This is a genomic window from Bordetella sp. BOR01 (genome assembly GCF_019218885.1).
Lineage (GTDB): Bacteria > Pseudomonadota > Gammaproteobacteria > Burkholderiales > Burkholderiaceae_B > Bordetella_A.
On sequence record NZ_JAHUWT010000006.1, the window covers coordinates 131,992 to 152,235 of the forward strand.

Annotated in this window: 20 protein-coding genes; 9 read left to right on the forward strand and 11 right to left on the reverse strand. The window is 63.3% G+C overall.

All coding sequences use genetic code 11. The features are described 5' to 3' along the window. Nucleotides 1-17 precede the first annotated feature (17 nt). From KW845_RS27990 to KW845_RS28000, 3 genes are read right to left on the reverse strand one after another with little or no spacing between them, the layout of a single operon-like run. Nucleotides 18-1,592, reverse strand: a complete 1,575-nt coding sequence (locus KW845_RS27990) for an AMP-binding protein (RefSeq protein WP_218372685.1) — start codon at nt 1,590-1,592, stop codon at nt 18-20. Continuing rightward, a complete protein-coding gene (locus KW845_RS27995; RefSeq protein ID WP_218372686.1) occupies nt 1,592-2,278 on the reverse strand; it encodes an enoyl-CoA hydratase/isomerase family protein in 687 nt (228 codons plus the stop codon). The genes KW845_RS27990 and KW845_RS27995 overlap by 1 nt, the downstream gene beginning before the upstream one ends. Next, a complete protein-coding gene (locus KW845_RS28000; RefSeq protein WP_218372687.1) occupies nt 2,268-3,125 on the reverse strand; it encodes an enoyl-CoA hydratase-related protein in 858 nt (285 codons plus the stop codon). The genes KW845_RS27995 and KW845_RS28000 overlap by 11 nt, the downstream gene beginning before the upstream one ends. Before the next feature lie 105 nt (nt 3,126-3,230). Here KW845_RS28000 and KW845_RS28005 point away from each other — a divergent pair, with 105 nt between their 5' ends. Next, nucleotides 3,231-4,166, forward strand: a complete 936-nt coding sequence (locus KW845_RS28005; RefSeq protein ID WP_218372688.1) for a LysR family transcriptional regulator — start codon at nt 3,231-3,233, stop codon at nt 4,164-4,166. A 44-nt stretch (nt 4,167-4,210) separates the two neighbouring features. Here the strand turns inward: KW845_RS28005 and KW845_RS28010 are convergent, their stop codons facing one another. Next, nucleotides 4,211-5,209: a tripartite tricarboxylate transporter substrate binding protein gene (locus tag KW845_RS28010; protein WP_218372689.1), complete on the reverse strand. Its 999-nt coding sequence runs from the start codon at nt 5,207-5,209 to the stop codon at nt 4,211-4,213. Nucleotides 5,210-5,425: 216 nt separating this feature from the next. On the opposite strand from KW845_RS28010, the gene KW845_RS28015 reads away from it, so the two are divergent. After that, nucleotides 5,426-6,337, forward strand: coding sequence for a DNA/RNA non-specific endonuclease (locus KW845_RS28015; RefSeq protein WP_218372690.1), 912 nt, complete (start codon nt 5,426-5,428; stop codon nt 6,335-6,337). A gap of 56 nt (nt 6,338-6,393) precedes the next feature. On the opposite strand, the gene KW845_RS28020 is transcribed toward KW845_RS28015, so the two are convergent. From KW845_RS28020 to KW845_RS28030, 3 genes are read right to left on the reverse strand one after another with little or no spacing between them, the layout of a single operon-like run. Next, nucleotides 6,394-6,858 (reverse strand): nuclear transport factor 2 family protein, encoded by a 465-nt coding sequence (locus KW845_RS28020; protein ID WP_218372691.1) that lies wholly within the window; start codon nt 6,856-6,858, stop codon nt 6,394-6,396. Further along, on the reverse strand, nt 6,855-7,856 hold the full coding sequence (locus KW845_RS28025) for a tripartite tricarboxylate transporter substrate binding protein (protein WP_218372692.1): 1,002 nt from the start codon (nt 7,854-7,856) through the stop codon (nt 6,855-6,857). The genes KW845_RS28020 and KW845_RS28025 overlap by 4 nt, the downstream gene beginning before the upstream one ends. After that, nucleotides 7,853-8,731 carry an amidohydrolase gene (locus KW845_RS28030; protein WP_218372693.1) on the reverse strand — a complete coding sequence of 293 codons (879 nt, stop codon included), beginning with the start codon at nt 8,729-8,731 and terminating at the stop codon, nt 7,853-7,855. Before KW845_RS28030 ends, KW845_RS28025 begins: the two co-directional genes overlap by 4 nt. A gap of 125 nt (nt 8,732-8,856) precedes the next feature. Between KW845_RS28030 and KW845_RS28035 the strand changes: the two genes are divergently transcribed. Further along, nucleotides 8,857-9,624: a helix-turn-helix domain-containing protein gene (locus KW845_RS28035; protein ID WP_218372694.1), complete on the forward strand. Its 768-nt coding sequence runs from the start codon at nt 8,857-8,859 to the stop codon at nt 9,622-9,624. Between the two features lie 124 nt (nt 9,625-9,748). Continuing rightward, nucleotides 9,749-10,732 (forward strand): fumarylacetoacetate hydrolase family protein, encoded by a 984-nt coding sequence (locus KW845_RS28040; RefSeq protein WP_218372695.1) that lies wholly within the window; start codon nt 9,749-9,751, stop codon nt 10,730-10,732. Nucleotides 10,733-10,783: 51 nt separating this feature from the next. On the opposite strand, the gene KW845_RS28045 is transcribed toward KW845_RS28040, so the two are convergent. Continuing rightward, nucleotides 10,784-12,454, reverse strand: a complete 1,671-nt coding sequence (locus tag KW845_RS28045; protein ID WP_255593011.1) for an alpha/beta-hydrolase family protein — start codon at nt 12,452-12,454, stop codon at nt 10,784-10,786. A 139-nt stretch (nt 12,455-12,593) separates the two neighbouring features. Continuing rightward, complete coding sequence (locus KW845_RS28050) at nt 12,594-13,028, reverse strand: SgcJ/EcaC family oxidoreductase (protein WP_218372696.1); 435 nt, start codon at nt 13,026-13,028, stop codon at nt 12,594-12,596. 100 nt (nt 13,029-13,128) lie between these two features. Between KW845_RS28050 and KW845_RS28055 the strand changes: the two genes are divergently transcribed. From KW845_RS28055 to KW845_RS28075, 5 genes are all read left to right on the forward strand, one after another. Further along, nucleotides 13,129-13,401 (forward strand): GNAT family N-acetyltransferase, encoded by a 273-nt coding sequence (locus KW845_RS28055; protein ID WP_218372697.1) that lies wholly within the window; start codon nt 13,129-13,131, stop codon nt 13,399-13,401. Nucleotides 13,402-13,763: 362 nt separating this feature from the next. Then, complete coding sequence (locus KW845_RS28060; RefSeq protein ID WP_218372698.1) at nt 13,764-14,681, forward strand: NAD(P)-dependent oxidoreductase; 918 nt, start codon at nt 13,764-13,766, stop codon at nt 14,679-14,681. Nucleotides 14,682-14,723: 42 nt separating this feature from the next. After that, complete coding sequence (locus KW845_RS28065) at nt 14,724-16,151, forward strand: NAD-dependent succinate-semialdehyde dehydrogenase (protein WP_218372699.1); 1,428 nt, start codon at nt 14,724-14,726, stop codon at nt 16,149-16,151. A 147-nt stretch (nt 16,152-16,298) separates the two neighbouring features. After that, nucleotides 16,299-17,279: a tripartite tricarboxylate transporter substrate binding protein gene (locus KW845_RS28070; protein ID WP_218372700.1), complete on the forward strand. Its 981-nt coding sequence runs from the start codon at nt 16,299-16,301 to the stop codon at nt 17,277-17,279. 623 nt (nt 17,280-17,902) lie between these two features. Beyond that, nucleotides 17,903-18,562 carry an isoprenylcysteine carboxylmethyltransferase family protein gene (locus KW845_RS28075; RefSeq protein WP_218372701.1) on the forward strand — a complete coding sequence of 220 codons (660 nt, stop codon included), beginning with the start codon at nt 17,903-17,905 and terminating at the stop codon, nt 18,560-18,562. An 88-nt stretch (nt 18,563-18,650) separates the two neighbouring features. On the opposite strand, the gene KW845_RS28080 is transcribed toward KW845_RS28075, so the two are convergent. Further along, entirely contained in the window at nt 18,651-19,511 is an 861-nt protein-coding gene (locus tag KW845_RS28080; RefSeq protein WP_218372702.1) for a c-type cytochrome, read from the reverse strand. Between the two features lie 13 nt (nt 19,512-19,524). Then, entirely contained in the window at nt 19,525-20,013 is a 489-nt protein-coding gene (locus KW845_RS28085) for a cytochrome c family protein (RefSeq protein ID WP_218372703.1), read from the reverse strand. Nucleotides 20,014-20,244 lie beyond the last annotated feature (231 nt).

A 20,244-nucleotide genomic window follows, 5' to 3' on the forward strand; every position in this document is an offset into this window, starting at 1 on the left:
GTCTCCTGGGTAAGCAATCAATTGACGGCGCGCTGCCGCTTGCCCCAAAAGGGCTTGCGCAAAGCGCCTTTGTCTATCTTCTGCACGTGCTGCAGGCGCGGCAGCGCGTCCAGGAACTGGATCGACCGTGGTTTCTTGTAGCTGGCAATCAGCGAACGGCAATGATCGATCAGCGCCTGCCCCGACACTGGCGCGGCGTCCGGACGCAGCACCACGCAGGCATGCACGGCCTCGCCCCACTGCGCATCGGGAATGCCGATGACCGCGGCCTCGAGCACCGCCGGATGGCGCTCCAGCGCTCGCTCGACTTCCGAGCTGTAGATGTTCTCGCCGCCGGACACGATCATGTCCTTCATGCGGTCCATGATGTAAAGGAAGTTCTCGGCGTCCAGGCGGCCGATGTCGCCCGTACGCAGCCAGCCGTCGACCAAGGCCTGGCCGGTCAGTGCCGGATTGTTCCAGTAACCGCTCATCAAGGCCGGCGAACGCAGCCATATCTCGCCTGCCTCATCCTGGCTGCAGGCGCTGCCATCGGCGCGCCGTATCTCGATGTCGCATCCCAGATGGGCCTGGCCCGCCGAGCGCAGCCGCTCTTTGCCTATGCCGGCCTGGGCATCGGCATGGATGTACTTGTGCAATACCGACGCGATGCCGCAAGCCTCGGTAAGCGCGTAGTACTGCAGCAAACGGCCGCCGAAGGCGTCCATTGCCCGGCTCTGGGTGTCGTCGGGAATGGGCGAAGAGGCATACTTGGCCGATTCCACTGCACTGAAGTCCAAGTCTTGCCCTTCCATCGCGTCCAGGATGGAACGCAACATGGTGGGCGCAAAATGAATGTCGGTAATCTTGCCCGATGCCAGCTCGCGCACTACCTGCGCGGCATCGAAGCGGCGGTGCAGCACCAGTTTTCCGCCATGCACCACGTACCCCATGCGCTGGGCGGTAGCACCGACATGGAACAAGGGCATGATCACGATCTGGGCACTGTCGGGCCGCACACCCGCGGGCGCGGCCAGCAGGCGCCCGGCCTCGACGAGCGCGCCGTGGCTCAGGACCACGCCCTTGGGCTTGCCGGTAGATCCGCTGGTGTAGATGATGTAGGCCGGGTCTTGCGCACCCGGCCCCACCGCGGGAACCTGTGCCGGGGCCTCTGCGACCGCCGCCTCGAATGCCTGCTCTCCGCGATTGGGCGCGGCGCCGATCAGCAGCAGCGCCGTCTCGCCGGCAGCCTGCCGGATGACGCGGGCCGACCTGGCAAATTCGCTGTCGGCAACGAGCACACGTGGCGCACAATCGGCGACGATACCGGCCAGTTCGGCATCGGCCAGCCTATGGTTCAGGGGCACGGCTATGAACCCGAACAGTTCGCAGGCGCACAGGGCCTGCAGCATCTCGATGGAGTTGCGCGCCAGCACCGCGACCCGCTCGCCGGGTGCGGCACCAAGCCGCGCCATGGCGTTGCCCGCCTGCGCAGCGGCGCGCAGCAATTCGGCATGCGATGCCGTGGCACCGTCGCATTCCAGCGCCGTTCGATGCGCGTACAGAGCGGCATTGCGGCGCAGCAGCGCGCCAATATTCTTCGCGTTGTTCACTACGGTTCGTCCCTGCAAGAAGATAAGGTATCGGCGTCGCGCGCAATGGCCGCGGCCAGGGCCAGCGCCTCGGCGACCACATCGCCATCCACCAACTGGCTGACCAGCCCCCAGCGCCAGGCTTGCCGCGCATCGAACGGCTTGCCCGTCAAGGCCGCATAGCTGGCCGCCCGTACCGGCAACGCGCCGCGCAGCGACTTGGCGATGGGCCCGCCAGGCACGAAACCGAAATTGATCTCGGGCATGCCGAAGACGGCATCGGGCGCGGCCAGCACGACGTCGGAACATTCCAGAATGGGCAGGGCCCCGCCCAGGCAATAGCCCCGCACTGCCGAAATGACCGGGCAGGCCACCCGGCGCAATAGCCGCGCGCGCCATTCGTCAGTGGCTGCACGTGCCCGGCGCAGTTCATCCGCGCTTCGATCGGAGTGGTCGAAGAAATCCTTCATGTCCATACCGGCGCAGAAATGTTGTCCGACACCGTGGAACACAATGGCACGCAGTGCGTTATCGGCCACCGCAGCGCGCAGCGTGGCGGCCAGCGCCAGCGTGGTTTCCACGCCGATGGCGTTGCGCTTGGCCGGCCTGTTCAGGCCTATGGCCAGGACACCGTCCAGCCATTGCAGGGCCAGCGCATCGCCGCCAACATAGCGTGCCGGCAAGGCCGCTGCCGCCTCACGCGTCATCGCCGCCCCGGTGCGTGCCCAACCCGGGACGGGTCTTGCCTTGCAGGAAACTTGCCACCGATTCGGCACGCGAACCGGGCCCGTGCTGCAGCATCTTCAGCTCGGCGAACTTGGCCGCGTTGTAGTCCAGGGCGGCGTCCCACGTCATGCTCTCGACATGCCGCAGGCTTTCTTTGGTGAATCGCAGTGCCACGGGATCCTTGCCGGCCAGTTCGCGCGCCAGCTGGTTGGCCTCGTCGTGCAATCGTGCCGCGGGCACCGCGCAGGTAATGATGCCCGTGCGCTCGGCTTCGGGGCCGTCGAAGGTTCGGCCCGACAGCGCGTAGTAGCTGGCCGATCGCGCAGTCATGGTGCGCGAGATGGCCTTGGCAACCGGCCCCGCGGGAAAGTGGCCGAAGTTGATTTCGGACAGCGCGAACTTGGTGTCGTCGGCCGCCAGCACAATGTCGCACGCCTCGATAATGCCGAAGGCGCCGCCGAAGCAGAAGCCGTGCACCACCGCGATCGTGGGTTGCGGCAGATTGCGCAGCAGGCGCACTCGCCAATGATTGGCTGCCTCGCGCGCGGCGCGCAGTTCCGCTTCGCCACGCTGGCTGGCATCGAAGAAGTCCTTGATGTCCATGCCGGCGCAAAAGCCGTCACCCTCGCCTGATATAATCACGACCCTGACGCGGTCGTCTTCCGCCACCGCTTCAAGCAGCCGCACCATTTCCCAGGTCAGCTCTACGCTCATGGCATTGCGCTTCTGCGGGCGATTCAGCGTGATGGCAAGAATGCCCTGGTCCAGCCGGGTCTTCAAATACTGAAAATCTTCCGGCAGTGTCGTTGCCTGGTCTGAATGGGGCACCAATGTCTCCTTCGAATTCCGAGCGGTCTTGCTGCGGTAACAAGATGATCGGGGTTTCGCGCGAAGCTGCCCATATCGGTACTTGAATTGCGAGGATGTGCTGTCATGGATATTCCGCGGCTTGATGCCTGGTCGCTGCATTGCTTTGCCGTACTGGTACGCGAAAGCAATGTCACACGTGCCGGCGCGGCGCTCGACCTGTCCCAGCCCGCCGCCAGCGCCATCCTCGCGCGGCTGCGCGACACATTCCAGGACCCCATCCTGGTGAAGTCCTCGTCGGGCATGGTGCCCACGCCCAAGGCGATCGAGATCGCCGCGCGCGCCGAACGTCTACTGGAAGAAATGCGCGAATTGCTGCGGCCGGCAGAGCCCGCGTTCGACCCTTCCCGCTTCAGCGGCGCGGTATCCTTCGCGGCCGCCGACGTCGTGCGGCTGCTGGTCCTGCCCCGGATCATGCAAGCGCTGCAGCGCGAAGCGCCCGGCTTGTCCATCGACACACACCACGCCGATCGAATCCGTATCCACGAGAAGCTGGAACGGGCCGACGTCGACCTTGGACTGGGCCCGCAAGTCGTGTCCACGGGCCGCCTGCACTATCGCGAGATCTGGTGCGACGAACCCGCAGTCCTTACCCGCGCCGGCACCGCAGCGGCACGCGCACAACTCGACCCCGCCGGCTTCGCCGCGTTGGGGCATATTCGGGTGGTGCCCAGCCGGCCGAGCTACTTCGACGAAGTACTGGACAAGGAACTGGCCGCCGCGGGGCTGCGCCGTCGGCTGGCGATGTCGGAACGCAGCTTCCTGATGCTGCCCAGCCTGATCGAGGCGACCGAGCTGGTGGCCGTGGTGCCGCAGCGTTTCGCCCGCTACGCCTGCGAACGCCACGGCCTGGAAATGTTCGCGCCGCCGCTGCCGATAGGCACCATCAGCCTGGGGCTGTACTGGCACGAGCGCACCCACCGCGAACCCCTGTTCCGCTGGTTGCGGTGGCGTATTGCAGAACTGGCCGGCGCCACCGGCACGGCGGCGCCGTCAGCGTAACGACGGCCGCAGCGAAACGCCGCCCCTCAAGCGTCTGCGCCGGCTCATGTCAGGCGGTCCTGCAGCGCATTCACGCGCGCTTTCCACAGTGCCATGTCGTCGGTCAGAAACCGGGGGAACGCGGACGGGTCGACCGACGGCACCTCGTAGCCGCTCGGTTCGATCGCGCGCGACCGGTATTCCGGCGACTGGACGATGTCCCAGATATCCCGGCGCAGCTGCGCCTGAATGGCGTCCGACGTACCCGCCTTCATGACCACGCCGAACCAGCCGCGCGCATCGAAATCGGGCATGTCCGCTTCGGCGAACGTGGGCACATCAGGCAGGTCGGGGCTGCGCGCGTCGCCGGAATACGCCAGCGCGCGCAGCCGGCCATCCTTGATATAGGGCAGCGGCGCCGACGGGGCCGAGATCATGGCTTGCACGTGGCCGGCAACCAGGTCGACCAAGGCCGGCGCAACGCCCTTGTAGGGAATATGCGTAGTCTGGATCCCGGCCTGCCGGCTAAGAATCTCCATCATCATGTGGGGCTGGCTGCCTACGCCGAACGACGCGTAGTTCACCTTGCCAGGGTTGGCCTTGGCATAGGCGATGAATTCGCGCAGGGTCTTCACGGGAAGGCTGGGCGCGACGCTGAGCACCGAGCCGTACTGGCCCAGCACCGAAATGGGCGTGAAATCCCGCCCCGCATCGTAAGGCATGGTCACCTTGGTAATAGGCGCGATGGCGGGGGCCAGCGACAGGCCCGCCTCGTTGGCAAGCAGCAGCGAATAGCCGTCGGCGGGCGCCCTGGCCACGTTCTCGGCACCTATCATCGTATTGGCGCCGGGCCGGTTCTCGACGATGACCGGCTGCCCCAGCTTGGCCGACAATTGCTCGGCCAGCGGGCGGGCCAGGTTGTCGGCGGCTCCGCCGGCGGGAAAAGGCACCACCAGGCGCAGCGGCTTGTCTGGATAGGATGAACCGCCCTGCGCAAGCACTCGCCAGGCGGGCACCGCCAGCGCGCCCGCACCCACGAAGCGCAGTACATGTCTTCTATTCATTGATTGTCTCCTCTCGATTCACCTGGAACGGGCTTTCGATGTGTCAACATCGTGGCGCATGACCGGCAAGTTGACCATGTGGAGACTTCGATTGCCGCCATGTGGGATGGCAAATACCGAAGCAACAGGGCGCGCAAGAGGCGAATTTGTCCCTCATCTACAATGCGTAGCCCTATTGGTTGCCCGACGGCAACCGGTTAGCAGCCCACAGGTAGCATGACGCGCGCGAAGAAACCCGTTTCCAGGAAAAGAAAATCAACAGCCAGAGGCCGTACCCGATCGGCCAACGGCTTTACGCGATTCTTGCGAGCATTCGTCGTTTCATCCCTGGCCAGTTTCGGCGCCGCCACCTACATGCTGAATCCGCAATGGCGGATTCCCGTGTCGGTAGAAGACGTCCTGGCGCGCCTGCCATGGCCGTCCCAGGAACATGCCGCCCCGGTAGCCGTGCCAACCGGGCCAACAATCCAGACGAAGTTCGCGGCATGCCCCCAGTTCTTTCCGGGCGGGCAGCCACCCGCCGTTCCCGCCGGACAGCAACGGCGGGAAATGTGCTTTTCCGCCTTCGCCGTTCTGCACGATGGCCAGACGAAGACACCCGTTTTCGTCGCCGAGCGCCTGAACCGCAAAATGCTGATCCAGGCCCAGGGGCTGCAACGAACAGACAAGTTCTACGCCGAGGCGCGCGTGCCTCGTGCCGAACGGGCCGAACTGGACGATTACCAGGGTTCGGGGTTTTCTCGCGGGCACATGGCCCCGGCGGCGGATATGTCGACCCGGGAAGCCATGGCGCAGAGCTTTTCCCTGGCGAATATGGTGCCGCAGGACCAGGCTCAAAACGCCGGGCCATGGAGCCGGATCGAGCAAGACACGCGGAAGTACGTGCTGCGGGCTGCAGGCGATGTGTATGTGCTTACCGGGCCTGTATACGGCAATCAGCCGCAGACCATTGGATTCGGGGTTGCGGTGCCGGACTATATCTACAAGGTCGTTTATGACGCGACGACCAGGCGGTCATGGGTGCATTGGCAGGCGAATAACGGTAGTGCAAGGGCTGGAGCACCCATCAGTTATGACGAGTTCGCCAAGCGGACCGGAATACGGATGTTGCCCGGCAATATCGATTGAGCAATTACCCGCTGGTTGAATTCGCCGCGCCCGGCCGGGCGGCGAAGAATGGCCGGTCATTGTGCAAGCTGGCCGCCCAGCGGCAGGCCGCCGCCGTCCTGGCGCTTGGGGTTACGGAAAATCCAGGTCACGCGGCGCGACAAGAAGCGCCACTGCCCATCTTTGTCGAGCAGGTACTCATCATCATAGTCGGCCACCAACAACGGCTCGGCCGGCAGCGGCGGTTCGCCGTTCTCGGCGAACAGGGTCAGAATGCATGAGCCGCGCACGCGGCGCTCGTCCATTGCCTCGAAGCGGAAGTTCGTATAAATGTGGCGACTGGTCCGTGGCCCCGCTGCTGCACGGCCGGCATAAGCCAGCCTTAATTCCGCCCGGCCGCGGCTGGCTTGGCCGGTCGAACGTTCGTACACGCCATCCTCGGTGAACAGCTCGGCGACCAGGCTTGAATCGCCCCGGTCGATCAGCCAGGCGAACTCGGCATTCAGCGCTTCCAACTGGACACGGGTTGAGACATCGATCATGGTTTCCCTCCCAGCCCCAGTCGCTTCAGAAGCGCCGTGTAATACGCATCTTCGTCCTTCAGCTCGGCGGCATAAGCGTTGGAGTCCAGGTACCGGACGCCGTTATAGGCATTGCGCATGGTGGTTCGATAGCCAGCCGACTGCGCGGCCTCGCCGATTGCGCGAGAGAGCTTTTCCACGATCGCCGGGTCCGTGCCCGCGGGTGCGAAAAAACCGTACTTGGTGCCTGCATCGATGTCGATACCCGACTCTTGCAAGGCCGGGATATCGGGCGAGGCCTCGAAGCGCCGTGCGCCCGTGGTGGCGATCGGCACGATCTTGTCTCCGCGGATCTGCGGCATGATCACGCCGGGCGCCCCGACAACCATGTCGATGCCGCCACCGAGCAACAGCGTGACCGCGGGCGCCATGCCTTGAAACGGCACATGCAACAGGGGCGCTCCCATTGCATCTGCCATGGCCTCGCCGGCAAGGTGCGTGGCGGTGCCAAGGCCCGCCGACCCGAAGGCCAACGGTGCGTTTGCGTGCTCGAGGGCGTACGCTTTCATTCCAGCGGCATCCTGAAATGGCAGCCCCTTGCGCGCCGCCACCAGAAACGGGATATCGATGACATTGCAAACCGGCACGAAGTCATCGATCTTGTAGGGCGCCGGGTTGAGCTTGGGCGCAATGGTCAGCACGGCAGTGGCCGTATACAGCAGCGTATAGCCATCCGGCGCGCTGCTCTTGACCATGTTGCTGCCTATGACGCCACCGGCGCCTCCGACGTTCTCGATAACCAGGGGCTGGCCCAGGGCCTTCTGCAAATCGGGCATCAAGGGCCGAATCTGCTGGTCGGCCCCGCCCGCCGCGTACGGGACGATGATCCGTATCGGGCGGTTTGGATAATCATGCGTGGCCGATGCCGATGCCAACGCCATGCCGGCGGGCAGCCCGCTCATCCCCAGGGCCACCAAGACCAACCGCAGGTTGCGCATTCCGGTACGCGGGCTTTTCATGGCGCCTCCTGGGTGGCAAGAGAATCGGCGAAGAAAAGCCTGGCGGGGTTGCCGCACAGCACAAGGTCGCGGTCTCTGCGATCTGGAAACCAGCGCCACATCAAGGCATACAAGGGGCCGTAATCCACCCGGCGGTCCATGCGGGTGAACGGCCAGTCCGACCCCCAGATGCAGTGGTCGATACCGAACGCCTCCACGAGCGCTTTCACATAGGGTTCAACGTCTTCGTGGGGCCACGGTTGCTGCGAAAATCGAAACACACCGGACAGTTTGATGTAGTGGCGACGCTGGCGCCCCAGTTCGAGCAAGGCGCTAAAGCCCTGGGCTTTCAAACCGTCAGGCACCGATGGCCGGCCGCAGTGATCGATGACCAGGGTCGCCCTTGATTCGCGCAGCAATGGCATCGCCGCCACGAGAAGATCCCCCGTATAGTGAATCAAGACCTTCCAGCCGGCGTCGTGCGCAAGCTGAAGTATGCGTTGACCATTGCCATCACCCAGGCTCGGACCCGACGGATGATGCAGGCTGAAGCGGATGCCTTGTATGCCTTGCGCATACAAGGCCCGGGCATCGGCCTCGGCAATATCGGTAGGCACCACGGCTATCCCCCGGAAACGGCCCTGGGAATGAGCAATGGCCTCCATCATGTAGCGGTTGTCCAGCCCATACCCTCCCAGCGGGTTGATCAGCACCGCGCGGCCAACTCCATTCGCATCCAGCACCGCCCGGTACTGCACCGCATCACCGATCTCGGCGGGGTGCAGATCGTACGTGCCACTGGCATGGAAGGGATAGCGCACGGGATCGAAAATGTGCGCGTGGCAGTCGATGGGGTCAACCGGACCCTCGGCGTCCGCGTTCGCCGGGCTTGGCATGGGGTGTCTCCTTAATTGATGTTGCGGCCATTGTAAGTAGCCGCCTGCCCAGACACCCTGCCAATTCGGTTGTCGTTTCGTGTCGTGGAATGATAGGCTAGCTTTTCGAATAGAAAGGCTTTCTCATGACCGCTTCCATGAACCTGGTCGTGCGCACGCTGGACGTGCTGCGAGCGCTGAACAAGCAGACGCATTGCTCTTTGCGCGATCTGCACCAAGCGACCGGCATCCCGAAGCCCACGGTGCACAGGCTATTGAACACCCTGAAGAACGAGGGCTATATACGATCGGACGTAGTCAAGGGCGTGTATTCGCTTACCGAGAAAGTGCGCCTGTTAAGCGATGGATATACCGAACACGATCTCGTGGTTGAACTCGGCGCGCCGGTATTGCTGCGCACCACGCGCCAGACCGGCCTGCCCTTCGCCATCGGCGTCGCTGATCGCAGCCGCATGGTGGTCCGTTACAGCAGCATGCCATACAGCCCCATCGCGCCGGAGCACACGACTATCGGAAACTCCCACCACATGGCGCGTTCCGCCATGGGCCTGGCCTTCCTGGCGTTCTGCAGCGCTGCCGAGCAAGAACGCCTGCTGCACTGGCTATCGCTGGAATCGACCGAATCGGCCTGGAGGTCGGCTGAGCGAGTCCTGCGCGCAGATATCGCGCTGGTCCGCAAGCGGGGTTTTGCGCTGCGTCGCCCAGACCCCAAACATACCAGTGCGACGCTGGCGGTGCCCATCCGGCATCAGGGAAGAACCTTGGGCGTGCTCTCGCTGACCACATTTCCATCGCTGCTCAATGGTGCCGCGATCACCGACTTTACCGAATTGTTGATACGCACCAGCAAGGAAATCGGCGTCGCCGTCGATCAGCACCAGCAAAACATCTAGCCGCTTTATTCCGCAGCACGGAATGTTTGGCCGCCATACTTTGCGCAGGCAGCAGCGCACGATATCTTGCACCGCATGGCCGGCGCGGGTTGCCGGACGAACCGTCGGAATCAAGGAGAGGTGAATGAAGCTTGCAAGCTACGCGCGAGATGGCCGTGCACGGATCGGATTCATCGTTGGCGAATATCTTCTGGATGTCCACGATGTGCTATCGCGCACGAACACGAACGGCAACTCTCCGGTCGCGACCGACGCCGACATCCATGCCTGGATTGAAGGCGGCGATGCCGCCTGGAAAGTCCTGCGCGCGGCGGCCGATTCCGTGGCCGATCTGGACGTGCCCCGGCATGCGCTACGGGATATGACCCTGCTGCCCGCCGTACAGCGACCGTCCAAAATCTGTTGCCTGGCCTTGAACAACAGCGCCAATGCCGACCGCATCATGAGCGGCCCCAAGCATCCCGCGATTTTCACCAAGCCGTCGTCGGCGCTGGTGGGGCACGGCGGCGCCATCCGGCTCAAGCCGCACTACGGCCGGGTACATCCGGAACCCGAACTGGCCCTCATCATCGGCCAGGGCGGTGCAGACATCCCGGCCGAACGCGCCTACGAACATGTTTTTGGCTACACCGCACACAATGACCTCACGTCGCCTACGATGCGCGGCGAAGACACTTTTCACTACCGCGCCATTCATCCCGCCGAGGGCGCCGCCGAGGGCGTGCGCTATGTGGACTCGCATGTATCCTACCCAGGCCGCTACAAGGGCGCCGATACGTTTTCGGCGCTGGGCCCGTGGATTGTGACGCGCGACGAAATTCCCGACCCGCATGCGCTGGACATCGAATGCCACGTCGGCGAGGAACGCTATGCCAGCGACAACACCGCCAATCTGTTCCACAAGACGCCAGAAGTCATAGCCTTTGTGTCGTCGTTCATGACGCTCTTCCCTGGCGACGTGATCTCGCTGGGCACCGCCCTGGCAGCCGGCGGGAAACCCGGCCGCGCCGTCCAGAATGCCGACCTGAACCAGATGCAAGGCCCCGTATCCGTGACCATCGAACGCATCGGCAAGCTGAGCAATCCCATCCAGCACTCAGGCCGGTAAGCGCAACGGCGCAGGCGGATGCATCGCGCAGCCGCCTGGTGCCAACCCACCCTAACGCTGGCGGGCGGCCGCCACAGCGCGCTTGAGCGCCGCAAGCGACTCGGGTGTCCAGCCCGAGGGCGAGGTCAGGCTGGCCCAGGCATCCACGTAATGGTCGAACGCATAGACGTGCCCGTGCCCCTTGGGCGGCTCGACCGCCAGCGCCAGGTCGAAGGCCAACTGCAAGAACGTCACCACCGGAATCCAGCGTATATCAGGCGAGACATCGGGCCCCAGCGGCGGCACCATCCAGTCCGGCCGGCGCCACAAGGCCCGCGGATCGAAGAACGTCACGGCATCGCTGGCGTACTGCAGGAACACCACGCGGAAATCGCCCCAGGGCTGCGGCGCCCGGTCCAGCGCATTTTCCTGCGCCGTGAAGCGCACCACCGAACCATCGCCGAAGGTCGGCAACCAGGCCGGCGATCCGGCATTGCGATCTGCCGTCACCGCCTGCCAGGTTGGCGTATTGAACGGCGGCCCCGACCACAAGGCGCCCTGGTAAGGCGCACCGATCACCTGATACAGGTCATGGCTGAGGTCGCCGTTCAGCGCACCCAGGCTAAGGCCCTGCAAATAGAGCCGTGGACGGTGCCGCGGATCCAGCCCACGCCAGTGACCGTACACCGTGGCAAACACCGCCCGCGCCGTCTCTACCCCGTAGTCGGGCTCGGCCAGCAAGGCCAGCCAGCTCAGCAGATAGGAATACTGCACCGACACCGTCGCCACATCGCCATGCAGCACGTATTCCAGCGCCGACTGGCTTTCCGGATCTACCCAGCCCGTGCCCGTGGGGGTGGCGATGACCAGGTTCGCCCGGTCGAAGGCCCCTATCCGCAGCAGCTCGCGCAGCGCCAGGTCGGCGCGCTCACGCGGCGACGCCGCCGAATTCAGGCCCACATACACGCGCAAGGGTTCGCGTGCCGGTTGGCCTGCAAGGCGTTCGATGTCCGCGGCATCCGGCCCCGCCGCCACCATGCGCCGGCCCTGGCGGCCAACCCGCTGCCAGTCGATCAGCGAACCCGGGCCGCCAGTCTTGTCCGCTGCCACGGGTTGCGCGATATCGTCTTCGACCAGCGCATCCAGGCGGCTGTAGATCTGGTCCGCCCAGCGCATGGCACCATGCGCCAGCACGCCATTGCCTATCGTCCAGAACAGCGCAGCCGTGATCACCACCGCCAGCAGCATCGCGGCCTGTCGCGACAGCACGCGCGACAGCCCCCGGGACACCCACCGTGCCAGCCAGCCGGCCAGCCGCCCAAGCCCCAGCAAGCAGGCAAACGTCAACAAGGCCAGGCCCGCGATGGTCCAAGGGCCCGCGCTGTCGATGTCCGGCATCTGCATCAGCGCGCGCAGCCGGTTCTGCCAGCCCGTGGCCCACCACAGCGCCAGGATCGCCGTCACGACGCAGGCTGCCAGCACCAGCATCACGCCGATCTGGTGTGCCCGGAGCGGCAGCGTCGGCAAGGCCAGTGCGCGCCAGATCCGGCGCAACAGCACCCCCAGGCCGTAGCCCACCGCCAGGCAGAAACCGCCCAGCACGCCCTGCACCAGCGGCGACCGCGGCACCAGCGAGGGGGTCAGCGACGCCGCGAAAAACAAAGTGCCCAGCACCAGCCCGATGCCACAGAAAGAGGTACCGCGCTCGGACGACAAAAACCCTGGAAAGGTCAAACGACGCATGGCGCGCATGCCTCCTGGCAGCCCTTTTGGAACGCCGATAATATCTGACAAAAGAGAAAAAACGGCGATTTCGTCGAGCCGGTGCGAATGGCCGGTTTATAGAAGCCTGCCATTCCTGAAAGGAATCAGGGCTGTCCGGTCAAGAACCCGGGCTGTTCCTTAGAACTGTTTCCCCCGTACGGGGATTCGTCAGCGTGACATTTTCCAGCGCCTTGATGCGCCATTGGCCAGCCTGCCGCGTCAGCACGGCCAGGATCAGCGTATCGACAGCGTGCGGGCCTGCCGGATGCGCTGCGCCGACTGCCAGGCGGCTCCAGAAATGTATGACTGCCGCGTCGTCGCCTATCACGGCCACGTCGATCAATTCGTTCTCGAGCGTTGAATCGCTGTAGATGGTGGCGTGGATGGGAGCATGCAACTTGACGATCTCATCGACGCCGCGCACGTAGTGTGCGAACCGGTTCACGAACGTTGCATCGTCATGGAACAACGTTCCGAGGGATTGCATGTCGTGATTGTTCCAGGCGGCCTGGAATGCGCCAGGGGTGTCTTCGGGTTGGTTCAGTTGAATCATGGGGGCCTCATGAGCATCTGTATGAAGGATACGCATGCAGATGGAAGATGCCAAGATGGACGAAATCGGAGTCTGCGAGTGACGGGCCAGCGAATTAAGGGTGCGAACAGCGCAACAAGGCGAACGCACGGCGTCGATTGCGATATTCGACAGGCCCGGCGGCGTGGGGCTTCTGAATTTCGCGCTGGTGCTGCCGCACTACAGAGGCAGAGGCGCTGGGCGGGACATGATGCAGGCGGCCCTGGACCATGCGTTTGAACAGGAGTTCTGGACCTTGCATTTTTTGCCTGCAGCCACGAGGTCGAATTCGAGAGATGGGAAAGCTGGTTTCGATTACGACTATATCGTGATGCAAAGCGTGAAGATTCAATAGGCTGTATGCATGATTCATCCGAACGGGCCCGTCGGAAATCCTGTATGCGGGCGATCAACCAAATAGCGCAGTTGCAGTAGAGCTATGCAATTTCACTATATCAATATCGAATAATCCGATAATTAAATATTCTTGTGACAAATAGCCAACATAGCTAAATTGAACAAGCGCTCAGGCCGCATCTCTCGAAGGTGAAGATGGGTTCGCACTCCACTTTGCAGTGCTGCCCGCGTTTCCCGCCTTCTGCTCTGGCGCTGAAGTAGCGATCAGTCACGCCACCGCCTGCCAGGCAGGGCGCGCCATTTCCGTTGCCGACTGAGGCGCGGCATGCGCCCTTCAGAGCAAATTCAAGGAGAACTTACGTGGCCCTTCAAAAAATCGGTGTGATCGGCTTGGGATTGATGGGGGGGAACATATGCCGTCGTCTTCTGAACGCGGCCACCTTCGACGTGACCGTGACCGATGTCGACCCGGCCAAGGCCCAGGAACTCGCCGGTTGCGGCGCCCGTGCCGCGGCCTCGGTCGATGAGGTGGTTCAATCCTGCGACATTGTCGCCATCAGCTTGCCCAATCCCGCGATTGTGAAGGACGCGCTGCTCAAAGAAAGTACCCGCATCGCGATGAAAAAGGGGTTGGTGATTCTCGATTTCAGCACACTCGATGCCACGACCAGCAAAGACGTCTCGGCTGCGTTGGCAGCCAACGATGTGCTTTATGTTGACACGCCCGTCAGCGGAGGCCCAGCCGAAGCCGTGAAAGGCGCGCTCACCATCATCATTGGTGCGCGTAAGGACGAGTTGCCGACGGCGATGCCTGTTCTGAATGCGCTGGGAACGTCGATTCATTTCGCCGACGCACGCGGCGCCGGCAGCACGATCAAGCTCGTCAACAACGTGATATCGCTCGGAAACGTACTAATCGCGGCCGAAGCCCTCGTGCTTGGCGCCAAAGCCGGTGTCGATGGAGGAACGATGTTCCGCATTCTGCAGCATTGCGGCGCGCGCTCCCTCAGTTTGGTCAAGCGGTTTCCCAAAGCGCTCAAAGGCAATTTCACGCCAGGTTTCATGGTTGATTTAGCCGAAAAAGACTTGGCGCTGGCGCTCGACATGGCGCACAAGATGAAGGTGCCGATGATGATGGCAAGCCTCAGCCATGACATCTATCTCACGGCCAGCAAGAGCGGCCGCGGCACGCTCGATACGAGTGCCGTCTTGCAGTATTTGGAAGAGATGAATGGCATCGAGGTGCGTGGCGAGACGGAAGTTGTTGTCAATGCCTGATTCGCCAGCAGGCACAAGAAGATAACTAAAGGAGTGGCCAGCATGGCGGAATACCCCAAGATCCAACTTTATATCGGCGGGGCCTGGAAGAGCGCGGACGGAGGGGCGGTGATCAACCCGTCCGATGGACGCGTGATCGGCACTGTGCCCTATGCCAGCCGAACTGATCTCGATGACGCACTCACCGCAGCCGCTGAAGGGTTCAAGGCCTGGTCGCGTATGAGCCCCTTGGAGCGGGCCGAGATCTTATGCAAGGCAACGGCTCTGATGCACGAGCGCATCGACGACATCGCCTATGCCATGACGCTCGAGCAGGGTAAACCGCTGCAACAGTCACGCCTGGAGGTCGTGCGCGGCAGCGGGATCATCCAATGGGACGCAGAGGAAGGGCGCCGCAGTTATGGCCGAATCATTCCCTATGACGCCGGAATGAGGGTTTCGACCATGCGTCAGCCGATCGGTGTCGTGGCGGGATTTTCACCGTGGAACTTCCCTGTGACCTCGCCCGCCCGCAAGATCGGCGGCGCACTGGCCGCCGGATGCTCGATGGTGCTGAAAGCATCCGAAGAGACGCCTGGCGGCGCGGTGCAGTTGGTGAAAGCTTTCGAGGATGCAGGATTGCCCAAGGGTGTGCTGAACCTGGTGTTTGGCGTGCCGTCGGAGATATCCGAGACACTGATTCCTGATCCGCGCGTGCGTTTGGTGACGTTCACGGGCTCGGTGCCCGTGGGGAAAAAATTGGCGGCGCTGGCAGCTGAGCATATGAAGCCCTCGCTGATGGAACTGGGTGGCCATGGACCGGTCATCGTGTGCGACGACGTCGATCCGGCGAACGTCGCAAAGGCTGCCGCGATTGGAAAGTCGCGCAATTCCGGCCAAGTTTGCACGGCGCCAACGCGCTTCTTCGTCGAAGAGGCCATCTACAGCCGCTTCATTACAGCCTTCGCGCAAGCAGCAGCCGCCGTCAAGGAAGGCGACGGCCTGGATGCATCCGTGCAGATGGGCCCGGTCGCCAATGAGAGACGTCTGGCCGCGATGGAAACAATGGTCGCCGACGCGCGCGCCAAGGGTGGGAAAGTCATGTGTGGTGGCGATCGCATCGGCACTCGCGGCTATCACTATCCACTTACCGTGATTGCCGATTGCACCGATGAGATGCGGGCCATGACAGAGGAGCCATTCGGGCCTTTGGCGCTGGTAGCGCCGGTCAAGAACCTGGATGAGGCGATCGCGAAAGCCAATGCATTGCCTTATGGCCTGACGGGCTATGCCTTCACTCACTCAGCGCGCAAGGTTGACCAGATATCGGACCAGATCGAGGTCGGCAACCTGTCTATCAATCACTTCGCTGGTTCGATTGCCGAGGCACCATTTGGCGGCGTGAAGGACAGCGGCTTTGGCCGGGAAGGCGGTGTAGAGGGCCTGTACAACTATACGGTGGTCAAGAGCATCGTGCACCTGACCACTTGAGATTCGATGGGGGACTTGGCCATTGGCTGGCCCAGCCCCGTGAACTCACTATATCTATATCGCATTGCTTTATAGATTTGAATTCCTGCAATCGATAAGTAATACGGTCAAGGCAAATGTAGAAATCAACTATATCAGGAGACGAAGATGAAATTTTTCCCCGCTCTGCACGCAGTGGCGCTGTTCATGACCGCCGCCTTTTGCGCTGGCTCGGCTTTCGCGCAAACCGCCGAATTTCCCAATCGGCCGATTCACTTGGTTTCCGGCTTCGCCCCAGGCGGCGCAACCGACCTCGTGGCGCGCATTGTGGCCCAGGGCGCGGGAGAAGTGCTCGGCCAGACAGTCGTGGTAGAGAACAAGCCCGGTGCGTCCGGCAACATCGCTGCCGGAATGGTTGCGCACTCGCCAGCGGATGGCTATTCGCTTTACTTGTGCAACGCTACCATTGCGATGCCCGCGATGTTCTCGAAATTGCCCTTCGATGCGCTCAAAGACTTCGTGCCTGTGACCATGATCGGCTATGGCCCTCAGGTACTGGCGGTTAACCCCAGGTTTCCGGTGCGTTCGGTACGCGAATTGATTGACTACGCGGCGAAGAACCCCGGCAAAGTGGACTACTCCTCCGCCGGAGTCGGGAACATCACGCACATAGCCATGGAACTATTGATTTCCATGACTGGCATGAAGCTCACTCACGTACCCTACAAAGGTGGCGCGCCGGCCACACTTGCCGCGATAAGCGGCGAGGTGCCGATGGTGATGACGACGATCAACGACGTGGTCGCCCATGCCAAGCAGGGCACGCTGGTGCCGCTGGCGATTTCCAGCAAGGAGCGAAGCAAAATACTGCCGAATGTGCCAACGATGGAGGAAGCCGGCGTGCCAGGCTACGAAGCGAGTTCCTGGTACGGCATTCTAGCTCCAGCGGGCACACCCAAACCGGTGGTGGACAAGCTCTACAAGGCGATCGTCAACGGCACGACTAAATCCGGCCTGAGCGAGAAACTGGTGGCGTCGGGTATGGACGTCGTATTCATGGGTCCGGAAGCCTTCGCTAAATTCCTGGATCAGGAAACGAACAAGTGGAACGGGATTATTGCTGACGCCAATATCTCCGTTGATGAGTGAGGATCGCTGCCGCGCGTATTCATCTCGTGGGTCACAGAATACCGAATTTCATGATCTCCCATACATGAGCACATACACCCAAGCTTCCGCTCATCTCCGCAGATAACTCTTCCCGCCGCTGTCAGTTACGCAATACCGCCCACCTCGAGGCCCCACGCAATACAGCCCCTCTCTACACTGGCACGTCCTGCCACTCCCTGAAAAAGGTACAGACGGCGTCAATCGTTGGCCCGTCCCACCCAACGACTGACCTTGGCACGACTTCTTGGACGCGCTAACTGACCCGTCATTGCAGACGAATGTGTCTCCTTGGCAATGCGACACTCCTTCTTTGCGGCCACTACACGGGTAGTTGGCGGCGTCCGATGGCGTCGACGTCATCGCGCCGATTGCAACCGACGCCATCGCAATCAGACGGAGAATAAACACACGCCACGGAAGCAAAGCGTCCAGCATCGCCTGTTCCTTTCCATAATAATTTTATGTCTGATAGTAACTATATAAAACTGAACATCAACCCTTGAAAACCCGTACGCATTGGTTTTCTCAGGCCTGTGCAAACAGGAATATCATTCCGCTAAGCGTTGCCGATAGCCCTCCGTCGCCGGACTCGCGAGGCCCCCATGCGCCCCACCCCCGCCATCGCCGTCACCACCCTGCTGGGCACCCTCTTCTACCTGGCCCTGGCCGTCATCGCCTACGGCGGCCTGACCCCGTTCTTCTCTCACCCCGCCCGCGGTGCGCTCACCGTCGTCCTCTTCGCCCTGTCGACCGTCGCGCTCTTCAGCGGCGGCAACTTGAATCGCGGCGAATACGAAGACCGCGACAACCGTTGGGTGCTGACGGCCTTCGCCGTCATCGGCCTGCTCAGCGGCTATGTGCCGGCCTATACCGACCGCATCGATGTCTGGACGATCGACGGCGACACTGTGCGCTGGGTTGGCGTGCTGCTGTTCGCTGCAGGCGGCGCGCTGCGCTTATGGCCGGTATTTGTATTGGGCCGCCGCTTCAGCGGGCTGGTGGCCATTCAACCCGGCCACGAACTCGTCACTACCGGCATCTATGCGAAGATCCGCAACCCCAGCTACCTGGGGCTGTTGATCAGCATGCTGGGCTGGGCGTTGGCGTTCCGATCCATCATCGGGGTGGTGCTGGTGGTGTGCATGGTGCCGCCGCTGATGGCGCGCATGCGCAGCGAAGAACGGCTGCTGCGGGCGCATTTTGGGGTGGAGTACGAGGCTTACCGCAGGCGGACGTGGCGGCTGGTTCCTTGGGTGTATTGAAAAAACGCCGCGGTGTCAGGCACCCCGCGGAAGCCTGACACCTGATGTATCCCCCAGCTGCGTCAATCCAGCGCGGCCGGTCGGCCGCCTACCTGGCGTCGTCCAGCGTGTACAGAAAGGCAGCCATATCGCGCGCGTCCTGCTCGCTGACGTCCAGGTCGGGCATGGCGGACATGGGATCGACGGCAAGCGGGTCGCGCAACCAGCGCACCATATTCGCCGGCGTGTTGGGCAGCACGCCGGCGATGTATTGCTGCCTGGCTATGCCCTGCAAGGGCGGGCCGACATGGCGGTTCGCGCCCACCACGCCAGGTATGGCGTGACAGGTCACGCACAGGTACTGGTGCATGGCCTTGCGGCCGGCCTCGGCATCGCCAAGCCGCAACTCGGCGGCGGGCGTGGCGGGCGGCACTGGCGGGGGGGCTGCGCGGGCATGGCGGATATCCCAGGCCCGATACTCGGCCGGCGACAGCGTGGGCAGGACTTTCATGAAAGCCACCACGTCCCAGATGTCGTCGTCGCTGATGCGGTACTGCCACGCAGGCATGCCCGTCATCTTGATGCCGTACCGTACCACCCAATACACCTCGGCGGCCGGCCAATGCCGGGCCGTGTCCACCAGCGCAGCCGGGGCCGGCATCAGGCCGCGTGCAAAGGGCTCGGCGGCGATACCGGGCGCGCCGTGGCACTGCACGCAGTGCGCGCGGAACAGCTTGAAGCCGTTGATGGCCCGCTGCGGATCATCCAGCGGCGGCACGCTGATGTCGGCGGCCCGCACGGTGATCGAGCGCTGCAGCGCGATATCCATCACATGGTTCACGGGCGGGGTATGCGGGCTGGTGGCGCTGCTGTCGTACCAGCCGCTATAGACCAGGCCCAGCGCGCCCACCGCACCGGCGGTGGCGGCGGCCCCCAGGGTAATGCCGACGATGCGCGTGGTGGTTTTCATGGGCGTCATCCTTTCAGCGCAGGGTGAGCAGGTAGGCGGCGATGTCGCGGGCGTCGGCCTCGCTCAGCCCCATGTTGGGCATGGCGGTATGGGGCGCGATGGCCGGTGGGTCGCGCAGCCAGCGCACCAGGTTGCCGGGCGTATTGGCCATCACGCCACCCAGATAGGCCCGGCTGGCCAGATGCTGCAATGACGGCCCGACCCGCGCGGACGGACCCCTGACGCCGGGGATGGCATGGCAGCTGACACAGCCATGATCCGTAATGCGCTTGCGGCCGCGCTCGATGTCGGCGCCCGGCAGCGCGCTGGCCTGGGCGGGGGGTGCCAGCGGCGGCGGCGGGTCGCCACAGCCGGCCAGCACGGCCAGCAGGCAGGCGCCCAGCCGCACAGGCAGCCGCCAAGCCCGGCCGCGCGGCGCACCGGGGCGCGGCCACGCCTTGCCACAGGCTTGCGCCAAACGGGCATACAGGGGGGGCAACCCGGCGGGGGTCGAGCGATGCATGGAGATCCCTTTTTCCATCACCCAAGCAAGTTCTTTGCCCGCACCGCCCTCGCCAGGGAACGCCCCCTTGGGCATGGAATTTGCAGCAAAAAAGCCCGCGGTGTGTAAATTTTCCCGTCGCCAGGGCGACTGTCGGGCCGCGCGGGGTGTGCACGCCGCTGGCACGGCATGTGCTTTGCACGCTGCCGATTCCTCTTCAGCTCCTTGCTTGCGCCCGGCGCTCGCGCATCG